General features: G+C 69.1%; 18 protein-coding genes. 8 read left to right on the plus strand and 10 right to left on the minus strand.

The features are described from left to right. Window positions 1–22 precede the first annotated feature (22 nt). The 8 genes from murJ to AC1M14_RS10105 all read right to left on the minus strand — a co-directional run bounded on the left by murJ (window position 23) and on the right by AC1M14_RS10105 (window position 6389). Window positions 23–1582 carry a murein biosynthesis integral membrane protein MurJ gene (gene murJ, locus AC1M14_RS10070; RefSeq protein ID WP_479731512.1) on the minus strand — a complete coding sequence of 520 codons (1560 nt, stop codon included), beginning with the start codon at window positions 1580–1582 and terminating at the stop codon, window positions 23–25. A 111-nt stretch (window positions 1583–1693) separates the two neighbouring features. Continuing rightward, entirely contained in the window at window positions 1694–2452 is a 759-nt protein-coding gene (locus AC1M14_RS10075) for a 3-hydroxyacyl-CoA dehydrogenase (RefSeq protein ID WP_209165311.1), read from the minus strand. A 140-nt stretch (window positions 2453–2592) separates the two neighbouring features. Then, complete coding sequence (gene adk / locus AC1M14_RS10080) at window positions 2593–3249, minus strand: adenylate kinase (protein WP_479731513.1); 657 nt, start codon at window positions 3247–3249, stop codon at window positions 2593–2595. Between the two features lie 91 nt (window positions 3250–3340). Further along, window positions 3341–4105: a 3-deoxy-manno-octulosonate cytidylyltransferase gene (gene kdsB, locus AC1M14_RS10085; RefSeq protein WP_479731514.1), complete on the minus strand. Its 765-nt coding sequence runs from the start codon at window positions 4103–4105 to the stop codon at window positions 3341–3343. Then, a complete protein-coding gene (locus AC1M14_RS10090) occupies window positions 4102–4281 on the minus strand; it encodes a Trm112 family protein (RefSeq protein WP_102772179.1) in 180 nt (59 codons plus the stop codon). Before AC1M14_RS10090 ends, kdsB begins: the two co-directional genes overlap by 4 nt. A gap of 10 nt (window positions 4282–4291) precedes the next feature. Next, complete coding sequence (gene lpxK, locus AC1M14_RS10095; protein WP_479731515.1) at window positions 4292–5359, minus strand: tetraacyldisaccharide 4'-kinase; 1068 nt, start codon at window positions 5357–5359, stop codon at window positions 4292–4294. Continuing rightward, entirely contained in the window at window positions 5356–5769 is a 414-nt protein-coding gene (locus AC1M14_RS10100) for an ExbD/TolR family protein (RefSeq protein WP_102772177.1), read from the minus strand. The genes lpxK and AC1M14_RS10100 overlap by 4 nt, the downstream gene beginning before the upstream one ends. Then, window positions 5766–6389, minus strand: a complete 624-nt coding sequence (locus AC1M14_RS10105; protein WP_102772176.1) for a MotA/TolQ/ExbB proton channel family protein — start codon at window positions 6387–6389, stop codon at window positions 5766–5768. Before AC1M14_RS10105 ends, AC1M14_RS10100 begins: the two co-directional genes overlap by 4 nt. 354 nt (window positions 6390–6743) lie before the next feature. Between AC1M14_RS10105 and xseA the strand changes: the two genes are divergently transcribed. The 5 genes from xseA (at window position 6744) to pcaF (ending at window position 13500) form a co-directional block, all read left to right on the plus strand. After that, window positions 6744–8111: an exodeoxyribonuclease VII large subunit gene (xseA, locus tag AC1M14_RS10110; protein WP_479731516.1), complete on the plus strand. Its 1368-nt coding sequence runs from the start codon at window positions 6744–6746 to the stop codon at window positions 8109–8111. A 118-nt stretch (window positions 8112–8229) separates the two neighbouring features. After that, a complete protein-coding gene (gene sodB / locus AC1M14_RS10115) occupies window positions 8230–8808 on the plus strand; it encodes a superoxide dismutase [Fe] (RefSeq protein ID WP_102772174.1) in 579 nt (192 codons plus the stop codon). 245 nt (window positions 8809–9053) lie between these two features. Continuing rightward, on the plus strand, window positions 9054–10718 hold the full coding sequence (locus AC1M14_RS10120) for a methyl-accepting chemotaxis protein (protein ID WP_479731518.1): 1665 nt from the start codon (window positions 9054–9056) through the stop codon (window positions 10716–10718). A 58-nt stretch (window positions 10719–10776) separates the two neighbouring features. Next, on the plus strand, window positions 10777–12171 hold the full coding sequence (locus AC1M14_RS10125) for a chloride channel protein (RefSeq protein WP_479731519.1): 1395 nt from the start codon (window positions 10777–10779) through the stop codon (window positions 12169–12171). A gap of 123 nt (window positions 12172–12294) precedes the next feature. Then, window positions 12295–13500: a 3-oxoadipyl-CoA thiolase gene (pcaF, locus tag AC1M14_RS10130; protein WP_479731520.1), complete on the plus strand. Its 1206-nt coding sequence runs from the start codon at window positions 12295–12297 to the stop codon at window positions 13498–13500. A gap of 93 nt (window positions 13501–13593) precedes the next feature. Here the strand turns inward: pcaF and AC1M14_RS10135 are convergent, their stop codons facing one another. Further along, window positions 13594–14082, minus strand: coding sequence for a DUF192 domain-containing protein (locus AC1M14_RS10135; protein WP_168202100.1), 489 nt, complete (start codon window positions 14080–14082; stop codon window positions 13594–13596). Window positions 14083–14170: 88 nt separating this feature from the next. Beyond that, on the minus strand, window positions 14171–14416 hold the full coding sequence (locus tag AC1M14_RS10140; protein WP_006220277.1) for a cold-shock protein: 246 nt from the start codon (window positions 14414–14416) through the stop codon (window positions 14171–14173). A gap of 226 nt (window positions 14417–14642) precedes the next feature. Here AC1M14_RS10140 and clpS point away from each other — a divergent pair, with 226 nt between their 5' ends. The 3 genes from clpS (at window position 14643) to pbpC (ending at window position 22535) form a co-directional block, all read left to right on the plus strand. Beyond that, entirely contained in the window at window positions 14643–14957 is a 315-nt protein-coding gene (gene clpS, locus AC1M14_RS10145) for an ATP-dependent Clp protease adapter ClpS (protein ID WP_025135841.1), read from the plus strand. A 160-nt stretch (window positions 14958–15117) separates the two neighbouring features. Then, window positions 15118–20325 (plus strand): alpha-2-macroglobulin family protein, encoded by a 5208-nt coding sequence (locus tag AC1M14_RS10150; protein WP_479731521.1) that lies wholly within the window; start codon window positions 15118–15120, stop codon window positions 20323–20325. Then, window positions 20322–22535, plus strand: coding sequence for a penicillin-binding protein 1C (gene pbpC / locus AC1M14_RS10155; protein WP_479731522.1), 2214 nt, complete (start codon window positions 20322–20324; stop codon window positions 22533–22535). The genes AC1M14_RS10150 and pbpC overlap by 4 nt, the downstream gene beginning before the upstream one ends. The last annotated feature ends 29 nt before the right edge of the window (window positions 22536–22564 follow it).

The raw sequence follows: 22564 nt of genomic DNA on the forward strand, positions 1-22564 counted from the left end.
ATGCCGGTCGATACCGCCGGTTTCAGCTCGCGCGGCGCCGCCCGAAGTCCCGCGGGCGGAAGCCAAACAGTAACAAGACGCCGAAATAGACCACGCCGCTGGCGGCCAGCACGCCGGCCAGCCAGGCCACGCGCAGCCAGGAATGGGCCTGCAGCGCGATCCAGTCGATGCGCCCGTCGGCGAACCACAGCAGCGCCGCCAGCGCGGCCAGCGCCGGCAGCAGCCGCAGGGCGAACGAGGTCCAGCCCGGGCCGGGCTGGTAGACGCCGCGGCGGCGCAGGCCGATCAGCAGGGCCAGCGCATTGAGGCAGGCGCCCAGGCCGATGGCCAGCGCCAGGCCGGCGTGCGCCATCAGCGGCACCAGCGCCACGTTGAGCAGCTGCGTCACCACCAGCACGCCGATGGCGATCTTGACCGGGGTGCGGATGTCCTGCTTGGCGTAGAAGCCGGGAGCGAGGATCTTGACGGCCAGCAGGCCGATCAGGCCCGCCGAGTACGACACCACCGCCAGCCGGGTCTGGGCCACGTCCTCGGCCGCGAAGGCGCCGTAGTGGAACAGGGTGGCGACCAGGCCGTCGGACAGCAGCGCCAGGCCGACGGCGGCCGGCAGGCCCAGCAGCAGCACCAGGCGCAGGCCCCAGTCCAGCAGGCCGCTGTAGCCGTCGCGGTCGTCGCGCGCGTGGGCGGCCGACAGGCTGGGCAGCAGCACGGTGCCCAGCGCCACGCCGAGCAGGGCGGTGGGGAACTCCATCAGGCGGTCGGCGAACGACAGCCAGGTCACGCTGCCGGGCCGCAGCCAGGTGGCGATATTGGTGTTGATGAGCAGCGAGAGCTGGGCCACCGATACGCCCAGCGTGGCCGGCGCCATCTGCTTGAGGATGCGCTGCACGGTGGGATCGGCCCAGGCCTGGCGCAGCCGCAGCGAAAAACGCGGGGTCAGGCCCAGCCGCGCCAGCGCCACCCATTGCACCGCCAGCTGCGCCACGCCGCCTATCATCACGCCGACGGCCAGCGCGTAGATGGGCACGTCCGCGCGCGGCGCCAGCCACAGGCAGGCGGCGATCATGGACAGGTTCAGCAGCACCGGCGTGAAGGCCGGCACGGCGAAGCGGCGCCAGGTGTTGAGCACGCCCGAGGCGAAGGCCACCAGCGACATGCAGAAGATGTACGGGAACATCATCCGCGTCATCCAGACCGCGGCGCCGAACTCGGTGTCGCGGTCGGCGCCGCGCAGGCCGCTGGCCATGGCCGACACCACCCAGGGCGCGGCGATGATGCCGGCCAGCGTGATCAGCATCAGCGCCGCGGTCAGCAGCAGCGCGACGCGGTCGAGCAGGGCGCGGACTTCTTCGGGGCTGCGGTTGTTGCGCGCCGCGCCCAGGATGGGCACGAAGGCCTGCGCGAAAGCGCCCTCGGCGAACAGCCGGCGCAGCAGGTTGGGAATGCGGAAAGCGACCCAGAATGCGTCGGTAAGCGGGCCGGCGCCGAAGGCGCGCGCCACCAGGATGTCGCGGATCAGGCCGGAAATGCGCGACAGCAGCGTGAAGCTGCTGACCGTGGCCGCCGAACGGAACAGGCTCATGGGAAGCTGGGTAATGAAAAAGGGGCCGACTGGCCCCGCAAAACATGGATACTGGGGGAAAGCCGCCGTCTTCGCAAGAAAACGCGTCTTTCCCCGTGAAAGAAAGTCTCTTTATTTGGGAGGCATGCGGATGGCGCCGTCCAAACGGATGGTTTCGCCGTTGAGCATTTCGTTGGTGATGATGCTGTGGACCAGCTTGGCGTAGTCTTCCGGGCGGCCGAGGCGCGAAGGGAAGGGGATGCTGGCGGCCAACGAATCCTGCACTTCCTGCGGCATGCCGAAAACCATGGGCGTGCCGAAGATGCCCGGGGCGATGGTCATGCAGCGGATGCCGGTGCGGGCCAGGTCGCGCGCGATCGGCAGGGTCATGCCGGCCACGCCGGCCTTGGAGGCGGCGTAGGCCGCCTGGCCGATCTGGCCGTCGAAGGCGGCGACCGAGGCCGTGTTGATGAGCACGCCGCGCTCGCCGGTGGGCTCGGGCTGGTTGGCGCTCATGGCCTCGGCGGCCAGGCGCATCATGTTGAAGCCGCCGATCAGGTTGATCGAGATGACTTTCTGGAACAGATCCAGCGGATGCGCGCCGTTCTTGCCCACGATCTTGGCGGCGGGCGCCACGCCGGCGCAGTTCACCAGGCCGAAGAGGGCGCCCAGTTCCTGGGCCGCGGCCACGGCCTTCTTGCCGTCGGCTTCCTGGGTGACGTCGCAGTGCACGTAGCGCTGGCCCAGTTCCTTGGCCAGGGCCTCGCCCGGCTGGTCCTGGACGTCGGCGATGACGACCTTGGCGCCGTTTTCCGCCAGCATGCGCACGGTGCCCGCGCCCAGTCCGGAAGCGCCACCCGTAACAATGAATACCTTGTTCGCGATTTCCATGTCTCTACCACCAGATCAATTCAAGGGATAAAAGCGGCGCGGCTCGCGCCGAACATAAAAACTGAAAGGCCCCCGGGCCGGGACCGGAACGCGTCGCGTCCGGCCGGCGCCGAGGGCCGTCTAGCCATCGAAACGCCGTATCAGCTCTTGACGGCCTCGAACAGGCGCGACTTGATTTCGTCGACCGCGCCGACGCCCGAGATCTTGCGGTACTTGGGCGCGCCGGCCGGGTCCTTCTGGGCCCAGGACGAGTAGTAGTCGACCAGCGGGCGGGTCTGCTCGCGGTACACCGACAGGCGGTTGCGCACGGTTTCCTCGCGGTCGTCGTCGCGCTGGATCAGCTCCTCGCCGGTGACGTCGTCGCGGCCTTCGACCTTGGGCGGGTTGAAGCGCACGTGGTAGCTGCGGCCGCTGGGCTGGTGCACGCGGCGTCCGCTCATGCGTTCGATGATGTCCTCTTCGGGGACTTCGATTTCCACCACGTAGTCCAGCTTGACGCCGGCGCTCTTCAGCGCGTCGGCCTGCGGGATGGTGCGGGGAAAGCCGTCGAACAGATAGCCGTTGGCGCAGTCGGGCTGCTTGAGGCGGTCCTGCACCAGGCCGATGATGATCTCGTCGGAGACCAGGCCGCCGGCGTCCATGACCTTCTTGGCTTCGATCCCCAGCGGCGTGCCCGCCTTCACCGCCGCGCGCAGCATGTCGCCGGTGGAGATCTGGGGAATGCCGAAGTGCTGGGTGAGAAACGCGGCCTGGGTGCCTTTCCCGGCGCCGGGAGGTCCGAGCAAGATGAGACGCATGAGTGCTCCTGAATGGGGTTTATTTTTTGTGATCCGGGGAATTATGCCGCAATGCAGCAGCCGCTGCGGGGCCGCGCCATAGGAAATAACCCTAGGTTTGGCTGGCGTAAACCTGGCGCACGCGCTCCAGGTCGGCCGGGGTGTCTACGCCGGCCGCAGGAGGGTGGGACGCCCGATGGACGACGATGACGTGGCCGTGCTCCATGGCGCGCAGCTGTTCCAGCGCTTCGAAACGCTCCAGCGCGCCCTGCGGCAGCGCCGGATAGCGGCGCAGGAAAGAAACGCGGTAGGCATAAAGGCCGATGTGATGCCAGGCAGGCAGGCCCTGGGCCAGCACGCGCTCGCCGCCGGCCAGGGCGTCGCGGGCCCACGGAATGGGCGCGCGCGAGAAATACAGGGCGCGGTCGTCCGCGCCGCAGACCAGTTTCACCACGTTGGGGTTGAACAGCGCTTCGGCGTCGGCCAGGGGGCAGGCGCAGGTGGCGATGTCGGCCTGCGGGCTGGCCTGCAGCTTGGCGGCCACGGCGTCGATGAGCGTGGGTTCGATCAGCGGCTCGTCGCCCTGGACGTTGACCACGATGGCGTCGTCGGCCAGGCCGAGCTGCTCCACCGCCTCGGCCAGCCGGTCGGTGCCGGTGGGGTGGTCGGCGCGGGTCATCAGCGCCTGCAGCCCGTGGGCCTGCGCGGCCTGCATGACGCGGGTGTCATCGGTGGCGACGTAGACGCGCTCGGCGCCGGACCGGGCGGCGCGTTCGGCCGTGCGCACCACCATGGGCTTGCCGGCGATGTCGGCCAGCGGCTTGTCGGGCAGGCGGGTGGAGGCGGTGCGCGCCGGGATGAGGGCGATGAAGCTCATGCTGCCGGGGCGTCGTCGAGCGCGCGGGCTTCCGATTCCAGCATGACGGGGATGCCGTCGCGCACGGGGAAGGCCAGGCGATCGGCGCGGCAGACCAGTTCGGCCTGCTGCCGGTCGTGTTCGAGGCGGCCCTTGCACAAGGGGCAGACGAGGATGTCGAGAAGGCGGGATTCCATGACCGGAATTCTAAAGCAGTTTGCCGCCGGCCGGACCCGCTCCTGAAGGGTGGCCGGCCCGCAGGGCCTGCGCCAGCCAGTCGAAGAGCTGCGGGTCGGAAAAGCCGGCCTGCACCGGCACTTCCCACAGGCGCGGATCGCCCAGGGCGGCGCATTTGATCGCGTCCTTGGACGTGACCAGGATGGCGTCGGCCGCCAGCGCGCGAAACGGCGATTCGGCATAGTCGTGATGGTCGGGCAGGGCCAGGGTGGCGTGCGGCGCGACGCCGGCGGCGCGCAGCGTGGCGAAAAAGCGTTCCGGGTTGCCGATGCCGGCGGCGGCCGCGATGCGCGGCTGGCCGGCGAAGGACGCCAGCGGGCGCGTGGCGCCGCCTTCGATCTGGCGCGCCGCGCCCGGCTCCAGCCACATGCTGACCTGGCGCGGGCGGCCGCCCGGCGCGCAGGAAGCAGCTTTTGCAACGCCGACGTTGGTCACCACAGCGTCGACTTCCCGCAGGCGGCTGGCGGGTTCGCGCAGGGGGCCGGCCGGCAGCAGCCGGCCATTGCCCACGCCGCGCTCGTCCTGCACCACGATTTCGATGTCGCGGGCCAGCGCCAGATGCTGCAGGCCGTCGTCGGACACGATCACGTCCACTTCGGGATGGGCCTGCAGCAGGGCCTGGGCGGCCAGCGCGCGTTTGGGATGGACCGATACCGGCGCGCCAGTGGCGCGCGCGATCAGCGCCGGCTCGTCGCCATAGCGGTCGGCCTCCAGCGCGCCGGTCCCGACCCGCGGCTGCGGGCCGACCTTGACGCCATAGCCGCGGCTGACGACGCCCGGCGTGTAGCCGCGCGCCCGCAGGCCTTCCACGGTGGCGATGACCATCGGCGTCTTGCCGGTGCCGCCGACGTAGACGTTGCCGATCACCACCACCGGAACGGGGGCGCGGTAGGCGGGAAGCCGGCCTTGCCGGTAGCGGCTGCGCTTGCGCGCCACCGCCCAGGCCGTCAGGGCGGACAGCGGGCGCAGCAGCGTGGAGAGCCAGCCGCCGTGCTGCCATTGGCGAGCCAGCAGCGTGGAGGCGCGCTTGGCGGTCACCGGGCGGTCTGCGCGGCGAAGTTGACGCGGCCGATGCCGGCCAGGCGGGCGGCTTCCATGACGTTGATCACGGACTGGTGGGTGGCCTGGGCGTCGGCGTTGATGACGACCAGCGGCTCGGTCTTGCCGGCCGCGGCCTGGCGCAGGGCGTCGGCGATCTCGGGCGGCGTGGAGACGTCGATGAGCGTGCCGTTGAGCGCGTAGCGCCCGTCCTGGCTGATGGCGACCTCCAGGGCCGGCGGCGTGTCCTGTTCCATCGAGGCCTGCGGCAGCGTCACCTTGAGCTGGGTGAAGCGCGCGAACGAGGTGGTCGCGGCGAGGAAGATCAGGATGACCAGCAGGACGTCGATGAGCGGGATCAGGTTGATGTCCAGCTCGTCGCGCTCGTCCCGGGAGCCGCGGAAATTCATGGACGGCCCTCGCGGGCGGGGGCGTGGTGCGAGACGGCGCGCACCAGGCGCGAGGCGGCCTGCTCCATGGCGTGCAGGTAGCCGTCCACGCGGCCGCGCAGGTAGCGGTGCGCGATCATGGCGGGAATGGCGATGAGGATGCCGAAGCCGGTGTTGTACAGCGCGATCGAGATGCCGCGCGCCAGCTGGGCGGGGTCGCCGCCGCCGGGGGTATAGGAGCCGAAGATCTCGATCATGCCGACCACGGTGCCGAACAGGCCCATCAGCGGCGCGATGACGGCGATGGTGCCGATGGCGGAGATGTAGCGGCTGAGGTCATGGGCGACGGCGCGGCCGGCGTCCTCGACCACGTTGCGCAGCTCTTCGCGGGGCAGGTGGCGGTGGCGCATGACTTCGGCCAGCACGCGGCCCAGCGGGGAATTGCGTTCCAGGCGGTTGATGGATTCGGGGGTGTCCTGGCGGTTGCGCAGCATTTCCGCGACCTGTTCGGTCAGGCCGCGCGGCATGACCAGCCCGCGGCGCAGCGAGAGGAAGCGCTCGAAGATCAGCGCCAAGCCCAGGACCGATGTCGCCAGCAGGGGCCAGATGGGCCAGCCGGCCTCGCGCAAGATGGAAAGCAAAGCGTTCAACTCCCGGGGAGCGCCGGATGCGCGCGCAGGCCGCGCGCCGGCAACTGATCAAGCCGAAACTGTAACGGGGCGGCCCGGGCGTGGCAAGTCGGAACGATCCCGAAGCTATCCACAGATCTTGTGGATAATTCTGTGTAAAACTTCGCCGGAAGGCTTGCGCACGCAGGGTTTGCACTTGTTTGCTTCAATTGCGAGCAGCTGTTTTTTCAAAAAAAGCATATACAAATCAGTTAGTTGCTACGATTTTGCTGGCTGTCAGGCCGATTGCGGCAAACAAGCGGGGACAAGGTATGATGGCGCCCCGCTACGCGTGCCCTGTGGACAGGTTATGCATCGGAAAGCCCCATGACAATTGAATTTGCAGTCACAAACAACGTATTTACGCGGGATCTCCTGACGGTTGGCCAGTTGAACCAAGCCGTGGGGCAGTTGTTGGAGCGCAGCATCCCGGCGTTGTGGGTGCGCGGGGAGATTTCCAACTTCACGGCCGCGGCTTCCGGGCACTGGTACTTCACCTTGAAGGACAACCGGGCCGCGGTGCGCGCCGTGATGTTCCGCAGCCGCGCCAGCGCGGTGGGTTTCGTGCCGCGCGCCGGGGACCAGGTCGAGATCCGCGCCCGCGTCTCGCTGTACGAGCCCCGCGGCGACTACCAGCTGCAGGCCGACGCCATGCGCCGCGCCGGCGTCGGCAATCTGTACGAAGCCTTTCTGCGCCTGAAAGAGCAACTGGCCGGCGAGGGCCTGTTCGACCCCGCCCGCAAGCGCGAGCCCGTCCGGCTGCCGCGCGCCATCGGCGTGATCACTTCGCTGCACGCGGCGGCCCTGCGCGACGTGCTGTCGGCGCTGGCGCGGCGCGCGCCGCAGGTGCCCGTGATCATTTATCCGGCGCCGGTGCAGGGCGCCGACGCCGCGGGCCGGCTGACGGCCCAGCTGCGGCTGGCCAACCAGCGCGCCGAAGTGGACACGCTGCTGCTGGTGCGCGGCGGCGGCAGCATCGAGGATCTCTGGAGCTTCAACGACGAAGCCCTGGCCCGGCTGGTGGCCGCCAGCGAAATCCCGGTGATCTGCGGGGTCGGGCACGAAACCGATTTCACCATCGCGGACTTCGTGGCCGACGTGCGCGCGCCCACGCCGACGGCGGCCGCCGAGCTGGCCTGCGTGCCGCGTTCCGAACTCATGGGCCGCGTCATGCACGCGGCGCAGGCGCTGGCGCGGGGCCAGCAGCGCCGGCTCGAACGCGCCGCCCAGCGGCTGGACCGCGCGGCCGCGCAACTGGTGTCGCCGGCCCAGCGGCTGGAGCACCAGCGCGAACGGCTCAACAGCCTGCGCTTCAGGCTGGCCACGGCCTGGGCCGGGCCGCAGGGGCGGCGCGCGGCGCGGGTCGACCTGCTGAAGCAGCGGCTGGCGCATCGCGCGCCGGACACGGGCCGCGCCGCCGACCGACTGGGCGGCGCGCTGCGCAGGCTGGGCCAGGCGCAGGCGCGGCTGCTGGCGCAGCGCCGCGACCGGCTGGCCGCGGCCACGGCGCAACTGCGCGCGCTCGATCCCGGCAACACGCTGGCGCGCGGCTACGCCATCGCGCGCGACGCGCAGGGCCGCATCGTGCGCGACGCGGCGTCGCTGGCCGCGGGGCAGGCGCTGGACCTCAGCTTCGCGCAGGGCGGCGCAAACGTCGAAGTCAAGCAGACGCGCGCCACGCGCGAGGCTTCCTGAGTCCGCGCGACGGACACGTTTGTTAACCCCGCGCCTGCACGGGGTTAACGCGGTATCCTCAGGAGTTGCCGATACAATTGAACGGCTTGATCGTGCATTCAACAGAAGGAACTTTCACATGGCACATACTCTTCCCCCCCTGCCTTACGAACTGGACGCGCTGGCTCCGCACATCTCCAAGGAAACGCTGGAGTTCCACTATGGCAAGCATCATCAGACCTACGTCACGAACCTGAACAACCTGATCCCCGGCACCGAATTCGAATCGCTGTCGCTGGAAGACATCGTCAAGAAGTCCTCGGGCGGCATCTTCAACAACGCGGCCCAGGTCTGGAACCACACGTTCTACTGGAACAGCCTGGCTCCCAAGGCCGGCGGCGCGCCCACCGGCAAGCTGGCCGACGCCATCAACGCCAAGTGGGGCAGCTTCGACGCGTTCAAGGAAGCGTTCAACAAGTCGGCCGCCGGCAACTTCGGTTCGGGCTGGACCTGGCTGGTCAAGAAGGCCGACGGCACGGTCGACATCGTCAACACCAGCAACGCCGCCACCCCGCTGACCACCGCCGACAAGCCGCTGCTGACCTGTGATGTGTGGGAACACGCCTACTACATCGACTACCGCAACGCCCGTCCCAAGTACCTGGAGAACTTCTGGGCCCTGGCGAACTGGGAATTCGCGGCCAAGAACTTCGCCTGAGCCCTGGCTTCAGGCTGACGGGCCGGCTGGCGCCGCGCCCCGCAAAAACCCTTCGCTTGCCGGCGAAGGGTTTTTTTATTCCGCGTCCGGTTCATTGCCCGGATATCGAGAATAAACATGCCCTTCCTCAGGGTTATCCCCAAGTGAGCGAGCCGCTATCGTTGCGCCCGGTCTGCGGCCGAACCACGGGGTCCAGGACTGCGGCATGCCCGCCATGAGCCGGGGGAACTACAGGGAAGGGAAACATGTTGCGGTTATTTTCGGGCATGCGCATCGGCGCGCGTCTGTCAGGGGCGTTTCTGCTGGTCGCGGCCATAGGCGGCGCGATCGGGGCCTTCGGGGTCTGGGGGCTGGCGCGCATCAACGCCATGAACGATCAGCTTTACAACACCGAGCTGCGCGGGCTTTCGGACCTCAAGGAAGCCAATATCAACCTGATCTACGCGGGCCGCGCGCTCAACGGCTATCCGGCCGCCGCGACCGAGCAGGAACGCCAGGCGCAGCGCAAGCAGTTCGACACCGCGCTCGCCAACATGGACGCGCTGCTGCAGAAGGCCAGCGCCAATTTCCATGCGGAAGAGGGCAGGCGCGTGCTGGCGCAGTTCGCCGAGACCGAGCAGGTCTGGAAGCGCGAGACCAGCGCCTACTTCGCCGCGGTCCAGGGCGGGGCCGGCGCGGCCGAGATCAAGGCGCGCGTGATCGCCGCCTCGCAGAAGCTCGACGACCTGATGACCACGCTGGCGCAGGGCAAGGAAGGCGTCGCCGCGCAGACGGTGCGCCAGGGCACGGAGCTGTACGGCACGATGCGCGCCATCATGATCGCGCTGGCGGTCGCCGGCGTGGCGCTCGGCGTGCTGCTGGGCTGGCTGGTCACGCGCGGCATCGTGCGTCCGCTGGACCAGGCCGTGAAGGCGGCGCGCCAGGTGGCGGCGGGCGACCTCACCACCGACATCCAGGTGGTTTCGCGCGACGAGACCGGCGAACTGATGAGCGCCTTGAAGAGCATGAACGAAAGCCTGGCCCGCATCGTCAAGGACGTGCGCGACGGCTGTGAAAGCATCGCCTCGGCTTCGTCGCAGATCGCCCAGGGCAACGCCGACCTGTCGCAGCGCACCGAAGAGCAGGCCTCCTCGCTGGAGGAGACCGCGGCCTCGATGGAGCAGCTGACCAGCACGGTGCAGCAGAACGCCAACAACGCCGGCGAGGCGGACCGGCTGGTCAACCTGGCCTCCAGCGTGGCGGTGCGCGGCGGCGAAGTGGTCGACGGCGTGGTCCAGACCATGAGCGCGATCTCCGACAGTTCGCGCCGCATTGCCGATATCACGGGCGTGATCGACGGTATCGCGTTCCAGACCAACATCCTGGCGCTCAACGCCGCCGTCGAGGCGGCGCGCGCGGGCGAGCAGGGCCGCGGCTTCGCGGTGGTGGCCGGCGAGGTGCGCACGCTGGCGCAGCGCTCGGCGGTGGCGGCCAAGGAAATCAAGGCCTTGATCGACGAATCGGCCGTGCGCGTCGAGGGCGGCACGCGCCAGGTCGACGAGGCCGGCCGCGCCATGCGCGAAGTGGTCGACAGCGTGCGCCAGGTCGCCACGCTGGTGCGCGAAATCGCCAGCGCCTCGGAAGAGCAGTCGGCCGGCATCGGCCAGGTCAACCAGGCCGTGGCGCAGATGGACACCGTGACGCAGCAGAACGCGGCGCTGGTGGAAGAAGCCGCCGCGGCCGCGGCCAGCATGCAGGAACAGGCCGGCCGCCTGGCGCAGGAAGTGCGCCGCTTCAAGGTCGAGGCCGGCGGCACGGCCAGCGCGGCGCAGGCGCGGCTGGCGCACGCGGTGCCGGCCGCGCGCAAGCCGGCGCTGCCCGTGGCGCGGCCGGCCCTGCAAGGCGCCGGCGAGGACTGGTCGGCTTTCTGACCCGGCGAGGCTGCGGCAATGTTAAGGTTGGCGGCGTTGCAAACCCGCCAGCCATGCCATGACCCACTCCGATTTCCTGCGCCGGATACTGGCCGCCCCGCGCCGCTGGATGCACCGCAAGGTGCGCCAGATCAACCGCCTGTCGCGCAAGAGCGTGCAGCTGGGGCTGCTGCTGGGCGGGGCCGGGCTGGTGGCGCTGATGTCGCTGGGCTTCGCGTCGCTGGCCGATCTGGCGCTGGAATGGAACCGCGCCTGGGTCTCGCATAACGGCTGGCTGGCGCTGGTGGTGCTGCCGCTGGCGATGGCGGCCTTGCGCTGGCTGACGCTGCGCTACGCGCCGAATGCCTCGGGCAGCGGCATTCCCCAGGTGATCGGGGCCTTGTCGCTGCCGCCCGGTCCGGGCCAGAACGGCCTGGTGTCGCTGGCGCAGACGCTATGGAAAATCCCACTGGCGTTCTTCGGCATGCTGGCCGGCGCGTCGATCGGCCGCGAAGGGCCTTCGGTGCAGGTCGGCGCCGCGCTGATGCTGGCCTGGGGCGACTTCTGGAAGCGGCGCGGCGTGCAGCTGCGCGGGTTCCATGCCAACGAGCTGATCGCCGCCGGCGCGGCTGGCGGCCTGGCCGCCGCCTTCAACGCGCCGCTGGCGGGCGTGATCTTCGCCATCGAGGAACTGGGCCGCGGCACCGTGCTGCGCTGGCAGCGCCTGGTGCTGATCGGCGTGCTGGCCGCCGGTTTCCTGGTCGTGGCGGTGGTGGGCAACAACCCGTATTTCGGCGTCTTCGGCGGCGCGCCGCTGGCCCACGGCATGGTCACCTGGGTGCTCATCTGCGCGGCGCTGAACGGCGCGGCCGGCGGCCTGTTCGGGCGCCTGCTGGGCAAGGGCGCGGCCGGCTGCTCGCCGCAATCCTGGCGCGCCTGGATGCGCGCGCATCCGATCTGGGTGGCCTTCGCCATGGGCCTGCTGCTGGCCGCGATCGGGCTGGCCACGGCAGGCACGGTGTACGGCACCGGCTATGGCGTGGCGGCCGGGCTGCTGTCGGGCGAGGACACCGCGCCTGCCAGCTTCGGGCTGGCCAAGCTGGCGGCCACGGTGGTGTCGTACTGGGCGGGCATTCCGGGCGGCATCTTCACGCCGGCCCTGACCACCGGCGCGGGCATCGGCCATCACATCTGGCAATTGGCCGGCGACGGCGTGGACCATCGCGTGCTGGTGCTGCTGTCGATGGCCGCCTTCCTGGCCGCCGCCACCCAGGCGCCGCTGACGGCCAGCGTGGTGGTGATGGAAATGACCGGCAGCCAGCCCATGCTGTTCTGGCTGCTGGTGGCCTCGCTGCTGGCTTCGGTGGTGTCGCGCCAGTTCTGCCCGTTGCCGTTCTATCACCTGTCCGCCGGGCGGTTCCGCCGGCAGGCCATCGTGGACGCCGCGCGCGCGGCCCGCCAGCCGGCGAAGTAGGAAGGTGAACATCCGCTGGACACTGTCCGTGCCGCGGACATCCAGCGGGCGCGCCAACTTGGTGCTCGGCCCCTGCGTTAAGATCGTCCGATCCGGTTTTTCCTCACTTACTTCGAGCTTCCCATGACCGTGCATGCTTATATCTGTGATGCGATCCGCACCCCCTTCGGCCGCTATGGCGGCGCGCTGGCGCCGGTGCGCCCCGACGATCTTGCTGCCGTAGCCATCAAGGCGCTGGTCGCGCGCAATCCCGGCGTGCGCTGGGAAGAGCTGGACGACGCCATCATGGGTTGCGCCAACCAGGCCGGCGAAGACAACCGCAACGTCGCCCGCATGGCGACCCTGCTGGCCGGCCTGCCGATCGAAGTGCCCGGCGCCACCGTCAACCGCCTGTGCGGTTCGGGCCTGGACGCCATCGGCACCGCGGCCCGCGCCATCCGCGCCGGCGAAGCCGGCCTGATGCTGGCCGGCGGCGTGGAAAGCATGAGCCGCGCACCGTTCGTGATGGGCAAGGCCGACAGCGCGTTCTCGCGCAGCGCCGCCATCTACGACACCACCATCGGCTGGCGCTTCATCAACAAGCTGATGAAGGCCCAGTACGGCGTGGACTCCATGCCCGAGACGGCCGAGAACGTGGCCGACGATTTCAAGATCAGCCGCGAAGACCAGGACCTGTTCGCGCTGGCCAGCCAGCAGAAGACCGCGCGCGCCCAGAAGGAAGGTTTCTTCGACGCCGAGATCGTGCCGGTATCCATCGCCCAGAAAAAGGGCGACCCGGTGGTCGTCAGCAAGGACGAGCACCCGCGTGAAACCAGCCTGGAAGCGCTGGCCAAGCTCAAGGGCGTGGTCCGCGAAGGCGGCAGCGTCACCGCCGGCAACGCCTCGGGCGTGAACGACGGCGCGGCCGCGCTGCTGCTGGCCGACGAAAAGGCGGCCGCGCGCCACGGCCTGACCCCGCGCGCCCGCGTGATCGGCATGGCCACGGCCGGCGTGGCCCCGCGCATCATGGGCATCGGCCCGGCGCCGGCCACGCTCAAGGTGCTGGCCCAGACCGGCCTGAAGCTGGAACAGATGGACGTGATCGAGCTGAACGAGGCGTTCGCCGCCCAGGGCCTGGCCGTGCTGCGCCAGCTGGGCATCGCCGACAACGATCCGCGCGTGAACCCCAACGGCGGCGCCATCGCCCTGGGCCATCCGCTGGGCGCCAGCGGCGCGCGCCTGGCCACCACCGCGATCAACCAGCTGCACCGCACCGGCGGACGCTACGCGCTGTGCACCATGTGCATCGGCGTGGGCCAGGGCATCGCGATGATCATCGAGCGCGTCTAAGCCAGCGCGGACCGGACCCGCACACCTCGCCGGGTCCAACGAAAAAGGGAGCTCGCGGAGCTCCCTTTTTCATGGGCGGGCGCGGCGCGCGCGTCAGGGCAGGCCGTCGAGCTTCTTGCCGGCTGCGATGCCGTGGTCCTTGAACCAGCCCTGCGCCATTTCGAGGGCGTAGCGCACCGGCTTCTTGGCGCAATGGGGGTCTTCGGTCTGGGGCGCCATGTCCTCGATGTTGACGATCGTGCCGTCGTCGGCGATAAAGGCAATCGAGAGCGGCAAGAGCGTGTTGCGCATCCAGAAGCACTGCACGTCCGGTTGCTCGAAGACGAACAGCATGCCGTCGTTGCCCGGCAGTTCGCGGCGGAACATCAGGCCGTCGCGGCGGGTTTGGTCCGAATCGGCCACTTCCGCGCGGATAATATGGATGCCGGCGGAGATCTGGACGGTGGGCAGCGGAGGCTGCGGGCCGGTCTGGGCGGCCGCGGGCAGCGCGGCGGCGGTGGCCAGCATGAGCGCGGCGGCCCTGAAGAACGGTGATGCGGACAGCGTACGACCTAGGGAAAACAAAGCAGCGTTCTTGAACATGGGCCAGGCGGAGGAAGAAAATAACAAGGCGGGGCCCGTGAGCCCCGCCCGATAATGGCGCAACCTGTGGTTGCGCTTTAAGGGTAAATCAGGCGGCAGTGATATTCAGCGCCTGTTTTCCTTTGGGCCCCTGAATAATCTCGAAGGCCACTTTCTGGCCTTCTTTCAGGGTTTTAAAACCATTCATCTGGATGGACGAAAAATGGGCGAACAGATCTTCACCGCCGTCGTCGGGCGTAATGAAGCCAAACCCCTTTGCATCGTTGAACCATTTGACGGTGCCCGTCGATTTGGGATTGTCCCCTTGGACGGCGGTAGCGGTCGTATCAGACATGCGGACTGCCTCATTGAATCGTATGTTGACAGAAGGGCATTGCGGTCTAGACCTCTGTCCCCCCTCCGGCTTCCTGGCAGATTTTCGATGCGTTGAAAACCCCAGAATGCGTGGATAATGCGCCGCTTTTCTTCGCGGCGTCAAGTATGGAAACTACGCATTTCTGCATGTAATTTTCCGTAAGTTACATGCTAGCCGTCCCCAGTTTAAATAGAATAGCGGCCCTATGAGTTCTACCTTGGATACCCAGCACGATTTGGCCGTCGAGAAGGCGCCGGCGCGCGTTGCGCCGCCTCCGATGTACCAGGTTTTGCTGCTCAATGACGACTACACCCCGATGGAGTTCGTCGTGAAAGTACTGCAGAAGTTCTTCAATAAAAATCACGAAGAAGCGACGCGGATCATGCTGCAGGTGCATCACGAGGGACGCGGCGTGTGCGGCGTCTATCCGCGCGATCTGGCGGCCACGCGCATCGCGCAGGTCGCGCAGTACGCGCGGGCGCGCCAGCACCCCCTGCAGTGCGTAATGGAGCCGGTCTGAACTCCCGAATCGATCACGCCGCCTGTCATGGCGGCGTTGTTCTGCCGGACTAAGGTGTCCGGCGGCGTTGCCCGCGCGCCGTCCAGGCGCGCGGGATAGTCGGCCGGCAGCTTCGCCGTAAAGAAGCTGCGCAATATTAAAAGTAAGCGGGAGATTTGCCGTGAGTGGAAAGATCAGCAAGACCTGGCTGGCGACGGCCGGGGTCGCGGTATTGGCGGGCGCCATCGGCCTGGGCTGGTGGATGGGCCAGGAACGCCAGGCGGCCCCGCCCGCGCCGGCGGCGGTATCGCAGCCGGCCCCGGCGCCGGGCGTAAGCGACGCCAAGCCGGCCTTGCCCGCCGCGGCGCAGGTCGGCCAGGCCGATCCGTTCGCGGCGCTGACCTGCCAGCCGCGGCAGTACAACGACGCGCTGGCGCTGGCGGTGACCTTCACCCAGCCCGTTGACGCCAAGGCCGAGCTGGACGCTTTCCTGCAAGTGACCGATACCGGCGCGGCCTCGGGCCAGGCCGACGAAGACAGCGAATCGGCCGCCCAGCCCGGCGACCAGCCCGCTTCGGTGCGCCCGGGAGACCCGGCGCCCAAGGGCAAGATCGTCAAGGGCAACTGGGTGGTCGGCGACAATCCGCGCGTCGTGTATTTCCCTTACGTGCAGCCGCAGCGCTCCTACGCCGTGACGCTGCGCGTCGGGCTGCCCGGCGCGGGCGCCTCGGGCAAGCTGGCCCAGGTGGCGCATTGCGAGGTGCAGACCCAGGCCATGCCGCCGTCGTTCTATTTCGCCAGCCGCGGCGTGGTGCTGCCGGCCGGCCAGAACGGCGGTCTGCCGGTGGCCACGGTCAACGTGTCCGAGGTCGACGTGCAGTTCCTGCGCGTTGCGCCCGAGCGCGTGCCGGAGCTGTTCGACACCGTGCTCGGCATCGGCCGCAACACCGCTTCCTCGTCCGACGACGAAGGCAGCGACTATGAAGACGAATGGCGCTATTCGGACAACCGCAGCCTGAAGGGCTCGGTCAGCAACTGGGATCTGGACCGCCTGAATACGCTGACGACCAGCGTCTACCAGGGGCGCTTCCTCACCGACGACAAGCCGAACCGGCGCCATGTGACCTTCCTGCCGGTCGAAGGCATCAAGGAATTGCAGGAGCCGGGCATCTATGTGGCGGTGATGAGCCAGCCCGGCCGCTTCCGCTATGAATACCAGGTGACGTATTTCTACGTCAGCGACATCGGCCTGCATGCGCGCCGCTATCTGGACCGCATCGAGGCCTATTCGGTTTCGCTCAAGAACGGCACCGCGATCTCCGGCGCCGTGTTCGAACTGGTCGACGGCGCCGGCAAGACGCTGGCCAAGGCCGCCGCGGACGGGCAGGGCCACGTCCGCTTCGATGGCAGCTTCGCCAATGCGCGCGTCATCCGCGCCTCGCGCGACAAGGAAATGACGGTGCTGGCGCTGGGCGAACCGGCCCTGGACCTGTCCGAGTTCGATACCGGCGGCCACACCTCGCGTCCCAACAACCTGTTCGTCTACGCCGGACGCAATCTGTACCGTCCCGGCGAAACCTTCAACGTTTCGGTGCTGCCGCGCGACCTGGACGGCCGCATGCTGAGCCCGTCGCCGCTGACCGCCACGCTCAAGCGGCCCGACGGCCGCACCGTGCTGAGCACGCTGTGGCATCCGGCCAAGGACCTGCCGGGCTACGTCGAACGCAGCGTCGAGCTGCCGCAGGACGCCCAGACCGGCACCTGGCTGCTCGAGCTGCGTGTGGACCCCGCCTCGCGCGCGCCGGACGCGTCCTGGAAGTTCCAGGTCGAGGAATTCCTGCCCGAACGCATGAAGATGACGCTGACCTCCAAACAGGAGGTGCTGCGTCCGGAAGAATCCCTGACGGTGGATGTGCAGGGCGACTATCTGTATGGCGCGCCCGCGGCCGGCAACCGGCTGCTGTCCAGCTTCCAGGTCAAGCGCGACCGCTACGCGCTGCCCCAGCAGTGGCCCGGGTTCATCTTCGGCGACGTGGCCGACGATGCCCGCCGTCATTTCGAAGAGCTGCCCGAGGCGTCCCTGGACGACAAGGGCCGTGGCCAGCTCGAAGTCGATCCGCGCACCGGCGGCACGCATTCGCCGATGAAGGTGCGGGTCTCGGCCAGCCTGCTGGAATCGGGCGGCCGCCCGGTGGTGCGCTCCATCGAGCGCAGCGTCTGGCCCGCCGACCGCCTGATCGCCGTGCGTCCGCAGTTCGACAGTGACGTGGCGCGCGAGGGCGCGCCGGCCGGCTTCGAGGTGCTGCGCGTGGACGCCCAGGGCAAGATCGCCCCGCTGGCGCAGGCCCAGGTGCGCCTGTTCCGCGAGGACCGCCAGTACTACTGGCGCTTCGACGACCAGCGCGGCTGGAACAGCGGCTATACCGAAACCGAGGAACTGGTGGATTCGCGCGAGATCGCGCTGAAGGACCGCGCCCAGCTGACCCTGCCGGTCAAGTGGGGCCGCTACCGCCTGGAAATCGCCGACCCGGAAACCGGCGAGACCATGCGTTACCGCTTCTACGCCGGCTGGAACGCGCAGGACGCCGACGCCATGGGCAACCGCCCGGACCGCGTGCAGATGAAACTGGAAGGCGCGCCGGCCAAGCCGGGCGACACGGTCAAGCTGACCCTGACCCCGCCGCATGACGGCCAGGCCCTCATCACGGTGGAAGGCGACCGCATGCTGTGGTCGTCGTGGGTGGCCGTGAAGGCCTCCGGCACGCAGGTCGAGATCCCCGTGGACAAGACCTGGAAGCGGCATGACCTGTACATCGCCGCGGCCGTGTTCCGGCCCGGCAGCGAGGGCGACCGCGTGACCCCGGCGCGCGCGCTGGGCCTGACCTTCCTGCCGATCGCCAGCGCCGACCGCAAGCTCGACGTCAAGCTCACGGCCGCCGCCAAGACGGTGCCCGAGACCAAGACCAACGTGCGCGTCAAGGTCGACGGCGCCCAGGGCAAGCAGGCCACGGTCACGCTGTCCGCGGTCGACGTGGGCATCCTCAATATCAACCAGTACAAGACGCCCGATCCGCTGGACTACTTCTTCGGCAAGCACCGCTACGCGCCCGAACTGCTGGACATGTACGGCAAGCTGATCGAGAAGATGGACGGCACCAAGGGCAAGCTGAAGTGGGGCGGCGACGCCGCCATGCGCGGCGACAGCAAGAGCCTGCCCAAGAAGGTCAAGCTGGTCGACCTGTTCTCCGGCCCGGTCAGGCTGAACGAGCAGGGCGAGGCCGACATCCCGCTGGACCTGCCCGACTTCAACGGCACGCTGCGCCTGATGGCGGTGGCCTTCACGCCCGACAACTACGGCAGCGCCGATGCCGAAATGGTGGTCGCCGCGCCCATCGTGGCGGAACTGAACACCCCGCGCTTCATCACGCCGGGCGACCAGGCTGCGATTGCGCTGGACGTCACCAACATGAGCGGCGCCGAGCAGAAGGTGACGGTCAAGCTTGAGGCGCTGGACCCGCTGGCCATCGTCGACGGCGTCAAGAGCGTCACGCTGAAGGACAAGCAGCGCACCACGCTGCGCTTTACCGCCAGCACCACCGGCTCGTACGGTCTGGGCCTGATGCGCCTGACCGTCGACGGGCAGGGCGGCGGCAAGCCCGTGCACATCGTGCGCGAATCGGTGCTGCAGGTGCAGCCGGCCTACGCGGCCGAGCGCCAGGTGCGGCGCCTGCGCCTGAATCCGGGCGAATCGAACACGCCGCAGGCTTCGTGGGTGGCTTCCTATTACCCGGACTCCACCACCGTCAGCATGTCGGTGTCGAACCGTCCGCCGTTCAACGTCAACCGCCTGGTCGAAGGCCTGCTCAACTATCCCTACGGATGCACCGAGCAGACCATCAGCGCGACCCTGCCGTGGGTGCTGATCGACGAGGACGGGGCCAAGCAGTTCGGCCTCAAGCCGCGCAGCCAGACCGAACGCGCGGCCAAGGTGGCCGGCGCCATCGGCCGCCTGGCGGGCATGCGCAACGCGGCCGGCTCCTATAACCTGTGGAGCAGCTCGTCCTCGCGCGACGTGTGGCTGACGGGCTACGCCGTGGGCTTCCTGCAGGACGCCCGCGACCACGGCTTCGAAGTGCCGGAGGCTTCGCTGGAGCGTTCGCGCCAGTGGCTGCTGGAACAGGTGCAGCAGAGCGCCGGCGCGTTCGGCACCTGGTCGGCCAACCTCAAGCGCAACCTTGAATCGGGGCGTCTCGACGCCAGCGACGCCAACATCCTGCGCGAAGACCACCGCCGCTTTGCCGGCCTGGCCACCGCGGTGCTGGCGCTGGCGCGCGACAACAAGGCGCCGCTGTCGACCGTGCGCCAGCTGTTCGACAACTACCAGGAACGCGCGCGTTCGCCGCTGCCGCTGATCCAGCTGGCGGCCGCCTTCAAGCTGATGGGCGACGAAGGGCGCATGAAGTCCGCGCTCGACCTGGCCGTGTCGCGCGACTACGGCATCCACCAGCGCCGCAACAGCGCCTATTACGACGAGTGGCTGGGGGACTACGGCAGCAGCGTGCGCGACTACGCGCTGGGCTATGCGCTGGCGCAGCAGTACCAGTTGCGCCACGACGGCCTGGACAACCTGGTCGGCCAGCTGGCCAGCCGCCTGGGCAACCGCTCGTACCTGTCGACCCAGGAGCAGATGTCGCTGCTGCTGGCCGCGCGCGCCCTCGGCGGCGACAAGTCCACGCCCTGGGAGGCCGCCCTGACGGTCAACGGCGTGCGCAAGCCGCTGGCCGGCGGCAAGAGCGACCAGACCGTGGCGCTGTCGGTGGCCGACCTGGCCGGCATGCAGCTGACCAACACCGGCAGCCAGTCCCTGTTCGTCGAGTACGACATCCAGGGCAGCCCGACCTCGGCGCCGGCGCCGCGCAACGACATCATCCAGCTCAAGCGCGGCTGGTACCGTCCGGACGGCCGTCCGTGGGACGGCGGCACCTTGCAGACCGGCGACATGCTGGTGGTCTGGCTGCAGGCCGGCGCCAACCAGAACATCCCGGACGCGCTGCTGGTCGACCGCGTGCCGGCCGGCTTCGAGGTGGAAAACCTGAACCTGTCGCAAAGCCCCGAGATGCAGGACTGGACCATCGGCGGGCGGCGCGTGGCCGACGCGATGGCCGATCCCAACATCAAGCACCGCGAGTTCCGCGATGACCGCTACGTGGCCGCGGTGGCGCTGGGCCGCGGCAAGGTGGACGTGTTCTACCTGGTGCGGGTGGTGACGCCGGGCCGCTACGCGGTGCCGTCGACGGTGGCCGAAGACATGTATCGGCCGGAAATCCGGGGCGTAGGCGAGCAATGGAGCACGGTAGAGATCCGCGACCGCGGCGCCAGGCGTCCTTGAACGCCGCCGCCACCCCGGCGGCGGGCGCGCAGCGCGCCCACCGCTGGCGGCGGCGCGGAATCTTCGCGGCCAGCGCGTTGTTTGCGCTGGCCGCGTTGCTATTCGCGTTCGACCGCCTGTATCCCCTGCCTGCCGTGGACTCGGGCGGCGCCGCCGTGGTGGTGGCCGCCGACGGCACGCCGCTGCGCAACTATCCCAGCCGCGACGGCATCTGGCGCTATCCGGTGCGGCCGGAACAGGTGTCCGGGCGCTATCTGGAAACTCTGCTGACCTACGAGGACCGCTGGTTCTACTGGCACCCCGGCATCAATCCGGTGGCGCTGGCGCGCGCCGGCTGGCAGTGGGCCACCAACCGGCGCATCGTCTCGGGCGGCTCGACGCTGACCATGCAGGTCGCGCGCCTGATCGACCCCGAGCTGGCCGGCAAGCCCTCGCGTTCGCTGTCGGCCAAGCTGCGCCAGGCCTGGCGCGCGGTGCAGCTGGAAATGCACTACAGCAAGGACGAGATCCTGTCGCTGTACCTGACCCACGCGCCGATGGGCGGCATCGTCGAGGGCGTGGAGATGGGCTCGCGCCTGTGGCTGGGCAAGCCGGCGCGCGACCTGAGCCCCGCCGAGGCGGCGATGCTGACCGCCTTGCCGCAGGCCCCGTCGCGGCTGCGCCCCGACCGCCACCCCGAGGCCGCGCAGGCCGCGCGCGACAAGGTCCTGGACCGCATGGTCGAGCTGGGCCGCTGGACCCCGGCCGAAGTGGCCGACGCCAAGATCGAGCGCGTGGTGGCGCCGCCGCTGCGCGCCCGCTGGCTGGCGCCGCTGGCCGCGCAGCGCCTGTTGCAGGAGGCGGGCACCAGCGCCCGCCGGACCGGCGCGCGTCCGCCCCTGGTGACTTCCACCCTGGACGCCGACATGCAGACCTCGGTGGAGCACATGCTGCTGGACCGGGTCGACAGCCTGCCGCCCAAGGTGTCCATGGCGGTGCTCGTCATGGACAACGACACGCTGGAGGTCAAGGCCTACGCCGGTTCCGCCGACTTCTCGGACGCCACCCGCTATTCCCACGTGGACATGGTGCGCGGCGTGCGTTCGCCGGGCTCGACGCTCAAGCCCTTTTTGTACGCCCAGGCGCTGGACGAGGGCCTGATCCATTCCGAAAGCCTGCTGATCGACGCCCCGATGTCCTTCGGCGGTTACGCGCCGGGCAATTTCCAGGCGGCCTTCGCCGGGCCGATCAGCGTGGCGCAGGCCTTGCAGCGCTCGCTGAACGTGCCGGCGGTGGATCTGCTGGACCGGGTCGGCCCGACCCGTTTCGCCGCGTCCATGCTGTCGGGCGGGGTGCGGTTACGATTGCCGGCCGGCGCCGAGCCCAATCTGAGCTTGATTTTGGGCGGGGGCGGCACCACATTGGAAGAACTGGTGGGCGCATATCGCGCCCTGGCACGGGGCGGCATTTCGGGCCGTCCCCGCCTGCGGCCGGAGCAGCCGCGGGTCGAGTCCCGTATGATGAGCCCTGGGGCCGCCTGGATCGTCCGCGATATTCTGGAGGGCGGCGGCCACCCCGACCGGCCGTTCTACAACGCCGGCAGCCCGGCCCGGCAACTGGCCTGGAAAACCGGGACGAGTTTCGGATTCCGGGACGCCTGGGCCGTCGGAGTGACCGACAGGTGGACGCTGGGCGTCTGGGTCGGCCGTCCCGACGGCACGCCCAACCCGGGGTTTTTCGGCGCCAACGTGGCCGCGCCGCTGCTGCAGGACATCGTGGCGGCATTGCCGGAAGGCGCGCCCCAGGCCCGCGTCCGGCCGGCGACGGTGCAGTCCGCCGTGATCTGCTGGCCGCTGGGTTACAGACTGGGCAGCGTGCCGTCCGGCGAATGTCCGGAACAGCGGGCGGCGTGGATACTGAACGAAACCGCGCCGCCGTCGTTCGCGGGCTACGCCGACACCTCGCAGGCGCCCGTGCGCCTGCAGGGCGTGGCGACCGGTTCGGTGCTGCGGCCCGTGCCCGGCGGGCGCGAGGTGGCGGTAGATGTGGATGTGCAAGGAGCCGAGGGCGTTGTATGGTGGATGCTCGACGGGCGCGTGGTGAGCGAGGGCGCGTCGGGTCATCCATTCAAGTTAGTGCTGGCCAGAGACGGCCGGTATACGCTTACTGTCATGGATGCGCACGGCCGCCACGACAGCGTGGTTTTTGAAATCGCTGGCGTTACGCCCTGATCGGCATAGAATATGAATCGTGTATTTGA

The organism is Achromobacter sp. SX5 (assembly GCF_056711425.1).

Bases quoted from the DNA above. Each gene is read 5' to 3' on its own strand.
- murJ (WP_479731512.1), bottom strand. From the start codon at position 1,582: ATGAGCCTGTTCCGTTCGGCGGCCACGGTCAGCAGCTTCACGCTGCTG.
- AC1M14_RS10075 (WP_209165311.1), bottom strand. From the start codon at position 2,452: ATGGAAATCGCGAACAAGGTATTCATTGTTACGGGTGGCGCTTCCGGA.
- adk (WP_479731513.1), bottom strand. From the start codon at position 3,249: ATGCGTCTCATCTTGCTCGGACCTCCCGGCGCCGGGAAAGGCACCCAG.
- kdsB (WP_479731514.1), bottom strand. From the start codon at position 4,105: ATGAGCTTCATCGCCCTCATCCCGGCGCGCACCGCCTCCACCCGCCTG.
- AC1M14_RS10090 (WP_102772179.1), bottom strand. From the start codon at position 4,281: ATGGAATCCCGCCTTCTCGACATCCTCGTCTGCCCCTTGTGCAAGGGC.
- AC1M14_RS10100 (WP_102772177.1), bottom strand. From the start codon at position 5,769: ATGAATTTCCGCGGCTCCCGGGACGAGCGCGACGAGCTGGACATCAAC.
- xseA (WP_479731516.1), top strand. From the start codon at position 6,744: ATGACAATTGAATTTGCAGTCACAAACAACGTATTTACGCGGGATCTC.
- sodB (WP_102772174.1), top strand. From the start codon at position 8,230: ATGGCACATACTCTTCCCCCCCTGCCTTACGAACTGGACGCGCTGGCT.
- AC1M14_RS10120 (WP_479731518.1), top strand. From the start codon at position 9,054: ATGTTGCGGTTATTTTCGGGCATGCGCATCGGCGCGCGTCTGTCAGGG.
- AC1M14_RS10125 (WP_479731519.1), top strand. From the start codon at position 10,777: ATGACCCACTCCGATTTCCTGCGCCGGATACTGGCCGCCCCGCGCCGC.
- pcaF (WP_479731520.1), top strand. From the start codon at position 12,295: ATGACCGTGCATGCTTATATCTGTGATGCGATCCGCACCCCCTTCGGC.
- AC1M14_RS10135 (WP_168202100.1), bottom strand. From the start codon at position 14,082: ATGTTCAAGAACGCTGCTTTGTTTTCCCTAGGTCGTACGCTGTCCGCA.
- AC1M14_RS10140 (WP_006220277.1), bottom strand. From the start codon at position 14,416: ATGTCTGATACGACCGCTACCGCCGTCCAAGGGGACAATCCCAAATCG.
- clpS (WP_025135841.1), top strand. From the start codon at position 14,643: ATGAGTTCTACCTTGGATACCCAGCACGATTTGGCCGTCGAGAAGGCG.